Origin of the sequence: Paraburkholderia sp. SIMBA_027 (genome assembly GCF_046535315.1) — a bacterium.
Lineage (GTDB): Bacteria > Pseudomonadota > Gammaproteobacteria > Burkholderiales > Burkholderiaceae > Paraburkholderia > Paraburkholderia tropica.
In genome coordinates this window covers 56,802-70,528 of record NZ_JAWRWY010000017.1, presented here as the reverse complement: position 1 = coordinate 70,528, position 13,727 = coordinate 56,802, and the positions used below count along the sequence as shown (strand labels likewise).

Below are 13,727 nucleotides of genomic sequence, written 5' to 3'. Positions count from 1 at the left end.
ACCGTTCTTGTTTTCGATTTCGCGTCGATCTTTGCGTCGAGCGAATCGATCGGTCGAGACGTCAGGCGCCGCGCGTCTTGCGTTCGGCGATGAAGCGCGCGATCAGTTCGGCGCTGCGTTTTTTCGTGCGCTTCTGCGTGTCGTAATCCACGTGCACGACGCCGAAGCGCCGCTCATAGCCGAACGCCCACTCGAAGTTGTCGAGCAGCGACCACACGAAATAACCGCGCACGTCCACGCCCGCCTTGATCGCCGTGTCCACGGCGCCCAGGTGACGCTTGAGGAACGCGATGCGTTGCGAATCGACCACTTCGCCGTCGATCACGTCGTCGTCGGAGGCCATGCCGTTTTCGGTGATGTAGATCGGCGGCAGGTTCTCATACGTGCGATCGAAGCCGATCAGCAGATCGCGCAGACCGTCCGGATGCACTTCCCAGCCCATCTGCGTGCGCTCGACGTCGGGCAGCGGCACCTCGGTGAAACCGTGCGCGCCGTCGCTCTTCACGTTGGTGCGGAAATAGTAGTTGATGCCGAGGAAGTCGAGCGGCGCGGCAATCGTCGCCATGTCGCCGTCGAGCACGAGCGGCTCGGTGCCCGGCCACAGCTCGAACAACTCCGCCGGATATTCGCCCTTGAGCAGCGGATCGAGAATCCACGCGTTGTGCTGGACTTCGAAACGGCGCGCGGCGGTGATGTCGGCGGCCGAATCGGAGTTCGGCGTGCCGCGGCCCACGTTCGCGACGATGCCTTTCGCCGACTTCGGATCGTTCGCGCGCAGCACCGGAATCGCCATGCCGTGACCGAGCAGCAGATGATGCATCGCCTGGGTCGGATAGCGCGGGCTCGCGAGGCCCGGCGCGTGATGGCCATTGCCGTAGCCCAGATACGCCGAGCACCACGGCTCGTTGAGCGTCATCCACGCGTCGACGAGACCGGACAACTCGCGGCTCATGAGATCCGCGTAATCGGCGAAACGATACGCCGTGTCGCGATTGAGCCAGCCGCCGCGATCTTCGAGATGCTGCGGCAGATCCCAGTGATAGAGCGTGGCGTAGGTCTGGATGCCCTTCTCTTTCAGACGTTCGAGCAGGCGCTTGTAGAAGTCGATGCCCTTCGCGTTCGGGCGGCCCGACGCGTCCATCACGCGCGGCCAGGCGATCGAGAAGCGATAGGCCTCGAAGTTCAGGTCGCCGAGCAGATCGAGGTCGCCGTGCCAGCGATGGTAGTGATCGCAGGCCACGGCGCCCGTGTCGCCCGCGAGCACCTTGCCCGGCGTGGCGCTGAAGGTGTCCCAGATCGACGGCAGACGGCCATCCTCGGTCGCGGCGCCTTCGATCTGATACGACGCGGTGGCCGCGCCGAGCAGAAAGTCGCGGCGCCAGAGCGCGGAATCGGGCGACGGCGTGAAGGCGTCGTCCTCGAGAATGGCCGAGGCGGTGTGTGGCGAATCGTGTGTCACGAAAGCTCCTGCGCAAGGGTCGGAACCGGGCGATGCGGACGCCGGCGGGTGATTGGGTGGAAGCGCTTCCACAGCGCTTGAAGCGCACGATATCAGCCGCGAATTCCTGCGGTAAATCAGGGTTTTTCAGGACAGTTTTAAGTAGTTCCTGTGTAGGGTATGCGCACCGGATTTTGGATTTTGACTACTTGCGGGAGCGATGTGACGTGAAACAGCGTGATTTGGCGCGGACAGTCAGTCCGCGCCGGGCTCTCTGGAACGCCAGGACGAGGTGGGCGGCGTCACGCCTCGGCGTGCGCGTCGAGGTTGGGATGCACGGCGGCGAGCGCCTCGTGCAAGGTGGTGTAGATATTTTGCGCGCCCACCACGGGCGTGATGCCGTGTCGGTCCATGTCGGCGCGCAGATAGCGGTTCACGCGGCCGAAAATCACCTTGACGCCGCGCTCGCGCAGCGACTCGCATAGTTCGTTAACCGAACGACCCGCCGAGTAATCGAGATCGGTGATCGCCGCCGCATCGACCAAGAACCAGCGCACGGGCGTCGGCGCGCCATCCACGAGACGACGCACTTCGTCGACGAACAGGTGGTCGTTCGCATAGAACAGGTCGGCGCCGAAGCGGAAAACGATCAGTCCCGGATCGGTCTGAAGCCCCGCGTGCGACGGCACCGGCATCCAGCGGCCCTCCTCGTTCGGCACCAGCACCATCGTGTGCGGACGATAGCTATGGCGCACATGGCGCAGCAGCGAAAGCCCGATGGCAATCAGAATGCCGTTCTCCACGCCGATCACCACGACCGCGATCGCGGTCGTCACGGCAAGCCCGAATTCGCCCGGGCTTTCCTTGCGGATATCGATCAGTTGTCCGATATGCACGAGCCCGACCGCGATCGTGAACACGATGGCGGCCAGCACGCAATGCGGCAGATATTGCAGCCAGCGGCTCAGAAACAGCAGCACGATCACCACCACGCCGGCGAAGACGACTTGTGCGAACTGGCTGCGCGCGCCGGCCTGATCGGCCATCGCGGTTTGCGTGAGACTGCCGTTCACCACGAACGCGCCGCTCATCGAGGCAGCGGCGTTGGCGGCGGCGAGGCCGAGCAGGTTTGCGTCTTCGTCCACGCGCTCGCCGTATTTTTCGGCAAATGCGCGGCTCGTGGCGGCGCTCTGCGCAACGATGATGACGAAGCACGACGCCGCCACCTGCAGCAGATCGATCATCTGGAACCAGCCGACGGCGGGAAACGCGACATGCGGCAAGCCGCCCGCCACCGGCCCGATCACGGCCACGCCGTGGCGCTGAAAGTCGAACAGCGCACTCGCCACGATGCCGCCGATCACGGCGACGAGCGGCACGGGCCAGCGCGGCCGCACGCGCTTGAACACCAGAATCGCCACGACGACGAGCGCGGAGATCGCGAGCGTGCCCCCGTGAATCTGCGGCAATTGCAGGACGATCTGCTTGATCTGCAGGACCGTGCGCCGCGAATTGACCGTGATGCCGAGCATGTCGCCGAGCATCGCCACGCCCACCTGCACGCCCACGCCCGTCAGAAAGCCGACCAGCACCGTGCGCGAGAGAAAATCCGCGAGAAAGCCGAGTTTGAACACGCGCGCGATCAGCAGCATGACCGCCGTGAGCAGCGCCGTCATGCCCGCGAGCGCGACGTATTCGGCGCTCGACGGCGTGGCCATGGTCGAGAGCTTGCTCGCGAAGATGGTGGCCGTGGCCGAGTCGGCGGCGACCACGAGATGGCGCGACGCACCGAACAGCGCGAAGGCGATCAGCGGCAGGAAGCCCGTGTAGAGACCGGTGACGGCCGGCATGCCCGCGATGCGCGCGTAGCCGAGCAGTTGCGGCACGTTCATCGACGCGAGCTGCACGCCCGCGATGGCGTCGCGCAACGCCGTTGCGCGGTTGAGCGGCCGCACGCCCTTGAAGAACTCAAACGCCATGGCGGCGTCCTGCTTGTTGCTGAAGCGTCCGCGTTTGCCGAGGGGTCCGCGGTTGGTTCGATTTCGACCTGCGCATGCGTGTCTGTTGCTCCTCGCGTTTCGATGCCGCGTTCGACGTCGCGTTCGACGTGATTGTTTTCCGTGCCGTTATGTTAGCGCGGCTGCGCCCTTTTCCTCCGCGCAACCGGCAGCGCCGAAACCCCGCTGAAAGAGTCGCCACGTATCGACATGAAAAAAGGCCAGCGTGGAAGCTGGCCTTTTCAAACAACGTCGAACCCGAACGCCGCGCTACACCTTGATGGCCGGCGGCACATAACGGCATTCATAGCGCTTTCTCACCGTGCCGTTTTCATCGACGCTTTCGAGGTAGACGTCGAATTGCCAGAGCCGCGCCATGTGGCGCAACACTTCGTCGGTGTCGCCCGAAAGATGGCGATTGTCGCTCATGAAATGACGCAGCGTGAGACTGCGGTCGCCGCGCGTATTCACCGACCACACCTGGATGTTCGGCTCGCGATGATGCATGTCGTACTGCCGCGAGAGCGCCTGACGCACGTACTGATAACCGCTTTCGTCGTGAATGGCCGAGACTTCGAGCGCGTCGCGCATGTCGTCGTCGAGCACGGAAAACAGGCGCATTTCACGAATCAGATGCGGCGACAGATATTGCGCGACGAAGCTCTCGTCCTTGAAGTTGCGCATCGCGTAATGCAGCGCCTTGAGCCACGGGCTGCCGGCCAGTTCCGGGAACCATTTGCGGTCTTCGTCCGTGGGGTTTTCGCAGATGCGGCGAATATCGCTCATCATCGAAAAACCCAGCGCGTACGGATTGATCCCGCTGTAATACGGCTTGGTGACCGGCGGCTGATACACGACGTTGCTGTGCGAGTGCAGGAACTCCATCATGAAGCCGTCTTCGAGCTTGCCCTGCGCATAGAGCGTGTTGAGCAAGGTGTAATGCCAGAACGTGGCCCAGCCTTCGTTCATCACCTGGGTCTGGCGCTGCGGGTAGAAATACTGCCCGACCTTGCGCACGATGCGAATGACTTCGCGCTCCCACGGCTCCAGCAGCGGTGCGTTCTTCTCCGCGAAATACAGCAGGTTTTCCTGCGGCTCGGGCGGATAGCGCTCGTCGGTTTCCTCGGCGATCGGCTGCTGCGTTTTCGGCAGCGTGCGCCAGAGTTCGTTGACCTGCGACTGCAGATACGCCTCGCGTTCGCGCCGCATCGCGGCCTCGCGTTGCAGCGACAATTTCTGCGGACGCTTATAGCGATCCACGCCGTAATTCATGAGCGCGTGGCACGAATCGAGCAGTTCTTCCACGCGATCGAGCCCGAAACGTTCCTCGCATTCGGCGATGTAGTTCTTCGCGTAGACGAGGTAGTCGATGATCGCGTGCGCGTCCGTCCAGAGACGGAACAGATAATTGCCCTTGAAAAACGAGTTGTGCCCATAGGCCGCGTGCGCGATCACGAGCGCCTGCATCGTCATGGTGTTCTCTTCCATGAGATACGCGATGCAGGGATTCGAATTGATGACGATCTCGTACGCGAGACCCATCTGGCCCCGGCGATAGCTTTTCTCGGTGGAGAGAAAGTGCTTGCCGAACGACCAGTGGCGGTAATTGACCGGCATGCCGACCGAGGCATACGCATCCATCATCTGCTCGGCGCTGATCAATTCGAGCTGGATAGGATACGTGTCCAGTTCGTATTGCTCGGCAACCTGCGCGATGTGCGTGTCGTACTCCTCGATCAGTTCGAAGGTCCAGTCGGATGGGCACGGCAACGGCCGTCTGTCGGCTACGTTCATATGCAATTCCCTGGTGTCCGGGAGCCGGCGTTCAGGGAGATCCGCTTGAGGAAGCCCGTGCGCGCCTTCGCGCCCGGGATCGGCAACGTGTCCCCCCATTTCCGTGGCGGCCGCGTGATCGCCGTGCTGTCCTGTTCCGTGGCCGCCCGTCTTGCGGCGCTCCGGCTCGTAGCCGCGCGCCTCGTTGTGCAGGTGGCGTGTCGTCATGAGTGCTCCACCTGCTTTTCGAAAAGCTCCCGGAAAACCGGGTAGATATCCGCCGCCGTGTCGACCTTCTTCATCGCCAGCGCCGGCTGGGTGAGCGCCAGTTGCGCATATTCCAGCCAGAGATTCTGCTCCTCCGGCGTCACCTGGATATACGCAAAATAGCGCACCTGGGGCAGGATGTCATCCTGGAGCAACTTGCGGCACTTCGGCGAATCGTCGGTCCAGTTGTCGCCGTCCGATGCCTGCGCGCCGTAGATGTTCCAGTCGCTCGGCGAATAACGCTCCTCGATCACCTTCTTCATGAGCTCCAGCGCACTCGACACGACCGTGCCGCCGCTTTCCGTCGAATGGAAGAAGGTGTCCTCGTCCACTTCCTCGGCGCGCGTGTGGTGCCGGATGAACACCACCTCGATCTTCTCGTAGTTGCGCTTGAGAAAGAGGTACAGCAGGATGAAGAAACGTTTGGAAAGGTCCTTGCGCTGCTCGTCCATCGAGCCGGACACATCCATCAGACAGAACATCACGGCCTGGCTCGACGGCTGCGGCTGCTTCACGCGGTTCACGTAACGCAGATCGAACGGGTCGATGAACGGGATGCGCCAGATGCGCCCGCGCAGGTGGTGGATTTCGTCTTCGAGCGTCTTGATTTCATCGCGCCGGTCGGACGGATCGGCCATCAGCGCCTCGAGCTGCTGCTCAAGCGTATGCAGTTCGTTGACGAGCGGCGCGCCCAGCGCGATGCGCCGGCCGAGCGCGCTGCGCAGCGAGCGCACCACGTCGATGTTGTTGGGCGTGCCCTCCGCGGCCCAGCCCGCGCGGATGCTTTTCCACGTGGGGACGGCCATCAGATGGGTTTTGACGAGACGTGGCAGTTCGAGGTCGTCGAAGAAGTACTGCATGAATTCTTCGCGGGAGAGCTCGAACACGAAGTCGTCCTGACCTTCGCCCTCGTTGCTCGCCTGACTGCCGCCACCACCGCCGCCGCCTTGCGGACGCGCAATGCGGTCGCCGCGAATGTAATCCTCGTTGCCGGGATGGACCATCTCGCGCCGCCCGCCCGGACCGTGCCGGAACGAAGGCTCCGCGATGTCCTTGCGCGGAATGGTGATGCTCTGGTTGCTTTGTATGTCCTTGATGCTGCGGTCACGCACCGCTTCCGAGACGGCGTGACGAATATAGTTTTTCACACGGCGCAAAAAGCGCTCGCGATTGGCAATGCTTTTGTTCTTGCCGGCCAGCCTGCGGTCGATGATTTGATGAAGCACATCCAGTCTCCCGCTCACGTTTCGAATGGGCGAGGTGCGCAGTCTGCGTGCCAGGCGCCGCCGCTACCCGCTTGCGGCTGCGTGGCCTGCGCCCCGCCGGATTTCCTTTTTGCGCCGCCGCATGAGCGATGCGGCGGCGCAGCAGGAAGGTGATGCCTGCGCGTTCATGACGACTTGCGCACACGCAGATACCAGTCGCAGAGCAAGCGCACCTGCTTCGGCGTGTAGCCCTTCGCGACCATGCGGTTGACGAAGTCTTCATGCTTGCGCTGCTCTTCCGCCGATCCTTTTGCATTGAACGAGATGACCGGCAAAAGTTCTTCCGTATTCGAGAACATTTTCTTCTCGATCACCACGCGCAACTTCTCGTAGCTGATCCACGCCGGGTTTTTACCGGCATTGGCCGCACGCGCGCGCAGCACGAAGTTCACGATCTCGTTGCGGAAGTCCTTCGGGTTGCTGATGCCCGCGGGCTTTTCGATCTTCTCCAGCTCGGCGTTCAAGGCCGCGCGGTCGAAGCTCTCGCCGGTGTCGTGATCGCGGAACTCCTGGTCCTGAATCCAGAAGTCGGCGTACGTGACATAGCGGTCGAAGATGTTCTGCCCGTATTCCGAATACGATTCCAGATAGGCGGTCTGAATCTCCTTGCCGATGAATTCCGCGTAACGCGAGGCCAGCACGTCCTTCACGAAGGACAAATACTTCTGCTCGGTTTCCGGCGGGAACTGTTCGCGTTCGATCTGTTGTTCGAGCACGTACATCAGGTGCACCGGATTCGCCGCCACTTCGGTCGAATCGAAGTTGAACACGCGCGAGAGAATCTTGAACGCGAAGCGCGTGGACACGCCGTTCATGCCTTCGTCCACGCCCGCGAAGTCGCGATACTCCTGATACGACTTCGCTTTCGGATCGGTATCCTTGAGATTCTCGCCGTCGTACACCTGCATCTTCGAAAAGAGGCTGGAGTTCTCCGGCTCGGCCAGACGCGTGAGCACCGACATCTGCGCCATCATCTTGAGCGTGCCGGGCGCGCAGACCGCCTCGGCGAGCGACGAGTTGCGCAGCAGCTTCTCGTAGATCTTCATCTCTTCCGAGTAGCGCAGGCAGTACGGCACCTTCACCACGAAGATACGATCGAGTAGTGCTTCGTTGTTGCGGTTGTTGCGGAACGCCTTCCATTCCGACTCGTTCGAGTGCGCGAGGATGATGCCGTTGAACGGAATCGCGCCGAATCCTTCGGTGCCCTTGAAGTTGCCTTCCTGGGTGGCCGTGAGCAGCGGATGCAGCACCTTGATCGGCGCCTTGAACATTTCGACGAATTCGAGCAAACCCTGATTCGCGAGGCACAAACCGCCGGAATAGCTGTAGGCGTCCGCGTCGTCCTGCGCGTATTGCTCGAGTTTGCGGATGTCGACTTTACCGACCAGCGAGGAGATGTCCTGATTGTTCTCGTCGCCCGGCTCGGTCTTGGCGATGCCGATCTGCCGCAGGATGGAAGGATAGCGGCGCACCACGCGGAACTTGCGGATATCGCCGTTGTACTCGTGCAGGCGCTTGACCGCCCACGGGCTCAGGATGCTCTTGAGATAGCGGCGCGGAATGCCGTATTGCTCTTCGAGTATGGGGCCGTCTTCGTCGTAGTCGAACAGACCGAGCGGCGACTCGTTCACGGGCGAACCCTTGATCGAGTAGAACGGCACGCGTTCCATGAGCTGCTTGAGGCGCTCGGCGATGGACGATTTACCGCCGCCCACCGGACCGAGCAGATAGAGAATCTGCTTCTTTTCTTCGAGTCCTTGCGCCGCATGGCGGAAGTACGCGACGACCTGCTCGATCACGTCCTCCATGCCATAGAACTCGCGGAAAGCCGGATAAACCTTGATGACCTTGTTCGCAAAGATGCGCGACATGCGCGGGTCGTTGCGAGTGTCGATCTGTTCAGGTTCGCCGATTGCCGTCAGCATGCGTTCGCCAGCCGTGGCGTACGCACTGGGATCTTCCTTGCAGAGCGCGAGATACTCCTCGAGCGAGAACTCCTCCTCTCGCGTTTTTTCGAAGCGGGTCGCGAAGCTGCTGTAGATATCCATGCTACCTCCTCGCCGAGATCTGCGACCGATGTCGTGCGCGGCGCGCTAATCGGAAACGACATCGCTCGAATTCATCCTAAACCCTTTTGAATTTTTTTTCACACAAAATCGCGCCAATTCAAGGGCTCGTTTTAGTGCTTGGTGCTACGCGGATGTGCGTCTTACAATGATCTTCCCACCCGCGCAAGATTCACGCCTCAAGCGCATTTCACCTGCTCGCCGGCAGCGTGCCAGCGTCACGTCATGGCGCCGGAATTCGACGCTCAAACAGCATTACGGCAGCCAGGCTGTTTCTCCTTAAACGCTTTGGCGCGCAACGCGTGCACACGCCGCATCAAACTCCTTGTAACGCCCTATGACGAGCCTGTTGTCCGCACACGTCATCGCTAATTTTTTCCCGTTTTACGCGTCGAAAACACCCGCGTCAGTGACCTGCCGCGCATTGTCGCGCGTGCGTGAGTGCGCTGGCGCACGACGGAAAACGCGCTGAAATCGCGCGCAAACTGCCCCTATCGTCAGTAGTGGCTTTGCCGGTGATTTTCATGCGCAATCGCGGTGCAAAGTGCCGGGCTTTGAGCGGGCATAGTGCGCGCATTGTGCAAGCGAGCGGCAACAAAAAAGGCCGTCACGCAGTATGCGCGACGGCCCTTTGTCAGAGTGGCTTCGAGGACTCGGGGAAACCCCTTGTCCCTTGATCAGACGAACTCGATTTCGACCTCGCCGAGACCATCGATATGTCCGTGCAGCAGGCCCGGACCTTCGATGCGGTGCGCCCCTACGTAAGAACCCGTGGTGATGGTCCACTCGGGCTCGATGGTGATGCCCGACGCCGCGCAATGATTGACGAACCACACCAGCAGTTCGCGCGGATCGCCGGCCGGATTGCCGGGCGCTTCGGGCACGAGCGAGGCGCCGTCGAAACTCAGTTCGAGTTCGGGTGCGACAAAGTCGAGCGCGCGTGCGAGCGTGGCATAGGGCTGCGCGTGGCCCGTGATCAGCGCGCCGTTGTTCTGGAAGTCGGCGAGCTGCGCGAGCGGCGCGACGTTCGGCCATTCGGCGAAGCGGCTGTCGACGATTTCGATGGTGGGCAGGATCTGCCCGACGTGCGCGAGCACTTCGTCGCGCGAGTAGACGTCGGCGCGCGGCGCGAGCGGCTCCGCGAAACGGAACGCGATCTCCAGTTCGACGAGCACGCGAAAGAAGTTCTGGCGCTCGACGCGCGCGGGCGACGGCAGCACGAGCGCGCCCGGAATCGGCGCGCCGGACGCGGCGGCGCCGGGCGAGCGCGCACCGATTTTCCAGCCGCCCGTGCCCTTGCCGAGACCGGCGATGACCGCCTGCTGGATCGCGTAGGCCGTGGCGGCGTCGGGCGGCAGGCGCTCGGGCTCCAGCGTCGCGATGAGCTGATGGCGGTGGCGCGCGTTCACGAGGCGTTGCGCGAGATCGTCATGCGTCATGTCTGGGTCCTTTTTTTGTCCGTTCGCGCTGCGGCAAGCGCGGCGCGCATTGCCGCAGCGTTCCGTCATCTGCCGGGTTGCGGTGCGACGCGGCGCGCATGCCGTCCATTGCGCCGCTCGATTGTGTTGCGCAGCGATGCGGTGCGCCCTCCCTGGCGCTCTTGCCTGACCGCAGCGCTACCCCGTTGGTTCCGGCCATGCGTTTCAGCCGGGCTCGTGCCGACGTGCCGACATGCGCGTGGTGCGGCGCCGTTGGCATCACACCGCGCGTTGCGCCCGTCTTTGCGCCCCGTTTCTGCGAGGCTGCCGCGCAGTGTACCGCGCGTCCCTGCCGGCGTGCGTGACACGGCTCACAATGTACCGTAAGCACGACCGCGAGGCGCGTGTGCGGGCCGCACAGGCGAAAAAAACGCCGCTGCGAGGCAGCGGCGTGTCGGGCGATCGTTGTGTGCCGATACGGACGTCATCGGGACGCGATCAACGCGTGATCAACGCGCTATCGGTGTGTTATCGAGGCGCCATCGGTGCAATGACGGCCGGCGGCGATCAGAAGGTTTCCCAATCGTCGTTCGAACCTGCTGCCACCGGCGCTGCGGCCGCGGGCGCGGCCGCAGGACGCGCAGCCGGCGCCGGAGCCGACGCGCGCGGCGCGGCCTTCGCGGCCGGCTTCGCCGCCGCACGCACGACCGGCTTCGACGTCACCTTCGTGCTCGTCGAACCGAACGAGCCCATCGACGCAGCCGGGCTGCCGCTGTCGTCGAGCGAGAACACGGCCACGGCCGCACGCAGACGGCTCGCCTGGTCTTCGAGCGATTGCGCCGCCGCCGCCGCTTCCTCGACGAGCGCCGCGTTCTGCTGCGTCACCTCGTCCATCTGCGTGACCGCGCGCGCGACCTGGTCGATGCCGCTCGACTGCTCCTGCGACGCCGCCGCGATCTCACCCATGATGTCCGTCACGCGCTGCACCGCGCCGATGATTTCCGTCATCGTGCGGCCCGCCTCGTCGACGAGCGCCGAACCCGCCTGCACGCGCTCGACCGAGGTGTCGATCAGCGCCTTGATTTCCTTCGCCGCCGCCGACGAACGCTGCGCCAGGCTGCGCACCTCGCCCGCGACCACGGCGAAGCCGCGGCCTTCCTCGCCCGCGCGCGCCGCTTCCACGGCCGCGTTGAGCGCCAGAATGTTGGTCTGGAACGCGATGCCTTCGATGATCGTGATGATGTCGGAGATCTTCGCCGAGCTTTGGTTGATGTCGCCCATCGTGCCCACGACCTGGCTCACGACCGAGCTGCCCTTGTTGGCGATTTCCGAGGCGTTCGCGGCCAGCGCGCTCGCCTGGCGGGCGTTGTCGGCGTTCTGCTTCACCGTGCCGGTCAGTTGCTCCATGCTCGACGCGGTCTCCTGCAGCGCCGACGCCTGCTCTTCCGTGCGCGACGAGAGGTCGATGTTGCCCGCCGCGATCTGGCGCGTGGCCGTGGCGATCGATTCCGTGCCGGCGCGCACCGAGCGCACCGTATCCGTCAGGCTGCGCTGCATCTGCGCGACGCCGCCGAGCAGTTCGCCCATTTCGTCACGCGAGCGCACCACGACCGGGCGGCGCAGATCGCCGGCCGCGATCGCCGAAAACGCGCCCAGCGCCTCGCCGAGCGGCTCGGAAATCGCGCGGCGCAGCGAGAGGAACGAGAACACCGACGCGCCAATGCCGACCAGCAGCGCGACGATGGCCGCAATACGCAGTTCGCTGAACGCCGTCTGCGCCTCGTCGTAGCCTTGCTGGGCCTGCTGGATCTGGAACTTGTCGAGTGCGGAGTCCGCCTTCGAAAGCTGGTCATAGGCCGCCTGCAGCGCCTTCGCGCCGTCGAGCACCTTGCTCTGGTCGCCTGCCGCCACGGTCGCCCCGAAACTGTCGGCGATCTGATGCAGCGCGTCGCGGCGCGCGGCCACGTCCTGGGCGAGACGGTCTTCGTCTGCGTCGCGCGGCAGGTTCAGGTATTTCTTCCAGAAGTCGTCCGAGATGCCGCGCATGGCGCGTGCGCGTTCGATCGTGGTGGCCGCGTCCGGCGTGCCGATCTGGAACGCCGCGCGGTCGAGCGCGAGACGCTCGCGCGCCGCATAGATCTCCGACATGTTCACCGCGCGGCTGCTCGGCATCTGGTTGCTAAAAGTGTTGCGGTACGCGTCGTTCGAACGCGAGAGACCGAGCATCCCCACCGCGCTGATCGCAACGATGAGTGCTGCGAGAAAACCCATCGTGATGCCGATGCGTGCCTTGATGCTGATGCCCTTGTTCATGGCTCTCCTTGCCTGCTGCCGTGAGGCGGGTGATCCGCCCCGAAATTTGAATAACTGCACTAATTTCGTTTACGGCAAACGTTTGAAGAGCTTGAAATAGTTATATGGTATGAAGATTAGGCGAAAATCCGCCGGCCCCGTATTTACAAAACCGGAACCACAGGACGCCTCCTGGAAGGCCCATTTTCAGCCTGCGGGACTGACTTCCGCGAGGGTGGGAATCGAAGGCTGCGCGCCCGCGCGCGTGACGGACAGCGAGGCCGCGCGCAGGGCGAACTGGATCGCGGGCTCGGCGGTCACGCCCGCCGCGAGCTGGGCGGCCAGCGCGCCGATAAAGGTGTCGCCGGCGGCGGTCGTGTCCACGGCCGCCACGCGCGGCGCGGGCCAGTGTTGCGGCGCGGCGTCGCCGAGCAGTGCGCACACGCCCTGCGCGCCGAGCGTCACCAGCACGTTGCGCGCGCCCGCCTGGCGCAGTGCCTGTGCGGCGCGTGCGGCGTCCTCGGGGGTGTCAATCGTCAGCCCCGTGAGCGCGGATGCTTCGAGTTCGTTGGGGACGAGATAATCGACGAGCGGCAGCCAGCCGGCGGGTAACGGACCGATCGCGGGCGCGGGATTGAGGATAGTGAGTTTGCCCAGATGGCGGGCGGTCGCGAGCGCGGCATGCACCGCGTCGGTGGGCGTTTCGAGCTGACAGACCACGACGTCCGCCGCCGCGAGCGCCGCTTCGTGACGGGCGAGCGTCGCGGGCGTCACCTGCCCGTTGCTGCCCGCGACGATGACAATGGCGTTCTGGCTCGTCTCGTCGACCACGATCAGTGCGACGCCGGTCGGCGCATCGGGCGAGGTATCGAGCGCATCGCAGTCGATACCCTCCGCAAGCAGTCCCGCGCGCAGCAGTTCGCCGTTGGCGTCGGCGCCCACGCAGCCCACCATCGCCACGCGCGCACCCAGGCGCGCGGCCGCCACGGCCTGATTGCCGCCCTTGCCGCCCGCCACCTGCGCGAACGCGCTGCCGGCCAGCGTCTCACCCGCGCGCGGCAGACGCGGCGCACGCGCGACCAGATCCATGTTCAGGCTGCCGACCACGGCGACGCGTCCCGCCGTCGTCGTCGGTGCAGTGTGTGGAGTGTCAGCTGCGTTCGGGCTTGCGTGAGTCGTCACTGTGTCCCCTCCTGTGCAGTGGCCGCTGC

Annotated in this window: 8 protein-coding genes; all 8 read right to left on the bottom strand. The window is 63.9% G+C overall.

Going from position 1 to position 13,727, the window contains the following annotated elements; translation table 11 throughout:
• Positions 1-61: 61 nt before the first annotated feature.
• The 8 genes from SB764_RS28855 to rbsK all read right to left on the bottom strand — a co-directional run bounded on the left by SB764_RS28855 (position 62) and on the right by rbsK (position 13,623).
• On the bottom strand, positions 62-1,459 hold the full coding sequence (locus tag SB764_RS28855; protein WP_110328988.1) for a GH1 family beta-glucosidase: 1,398 nt from the start codon (positions 1,457-1,459) through the stop codon (positions 62-64).
• Between the two features lie 281 nt (positions 1,460-1,740).
• Positions 1,741-3,417 (bottom strand): SulP family inorganic anion transporter, encoded by a 1,677-nt coding sequence (locus SB764_RS28850; protein WP_110328987.1) that lies wholly within the window; start codon positions 3,415-3,417, stop codon positions 1,741-1,743.
• A 288-nt stretch (positions 3,418-3,705) separates the two neighbouring features.
• Positions 3,706-5,436 carry a SpoVR family protein gene (locus tag SB764_RS28845; protein ID WP_065057458.1) on the bottom strand — a complete coding sequence of 577 codons (1,731 nt, stop codon included), beginning with the start codon at positions 5,434-5,436 and terminating at the stop codon, positions 3,706-3,708.
• Positions 5,433-6,701, bottom strand: a complete 1,269-nt coding sequence (locus SB764_RS28840) for a YeaH/YhbH family protein (RefSeq protein ID WP_065057457.1) — start codon at positions 6,699-6,701, stop codon at positions 5,433-5,435. Before SB764_RS28840 ends, SB764_RS28845 begins: the two co-directional genes overlap by 4 nt.
• A gap of 164 nt (positions 6,702-6,865) precedes the next feature.
• On the bottom strand, positions 6,866-8,788 hold the full coding sequence (locus SB764_RS28835) for a PrkA family serine protein kinase (RefSeq protein WP_065057456.1): 1,923 nt from the start codon (positions 8,786-8,788) through the stop codon (positions 6,866-6,868).
• A 695-nt stretch (positions 8,789-9,483) separates the two neighbouring features.
• Entirely contained in the window at positions 9,484-10,245 is a 762-nt protein-coding gene (locus SB764_RS28830; protein ID WP_074984120.1) for a 2-keto-4-pentenoate hydratase, read from the bottom strand.
• 546 nt (positions 10,246-10,791) lie between these two features.
• Positions 10,792-12,537 carry a methyl-accepting chemotaxis protein gene (locus tag SB764_RS28825; RefSeq protein WP_183708252.1) on the bottom strand — a complete coding sequence of 582 codons (1,746 nt, stop codon included), beginning with the start codon at positions 12,535-12,537 and terminating at the stop codon, positions 10,792-10,794.
• A gap of 186 nt (positions 12,538-12,723) precedes the next feature.
• On the bottom strand, positions 12,724-13,623 hold the full coding sequence (gene rbsK / locus SB764_RS28820; RefSeq protein ID WP_258365546.1) for a ribokinase: 900 nt from the start codon (positions 13,621-13,623) through the stop codon (positions 12,724-12,726).
• Positions 13,624-13,727 lie beyond the last annotated feature (104 nt).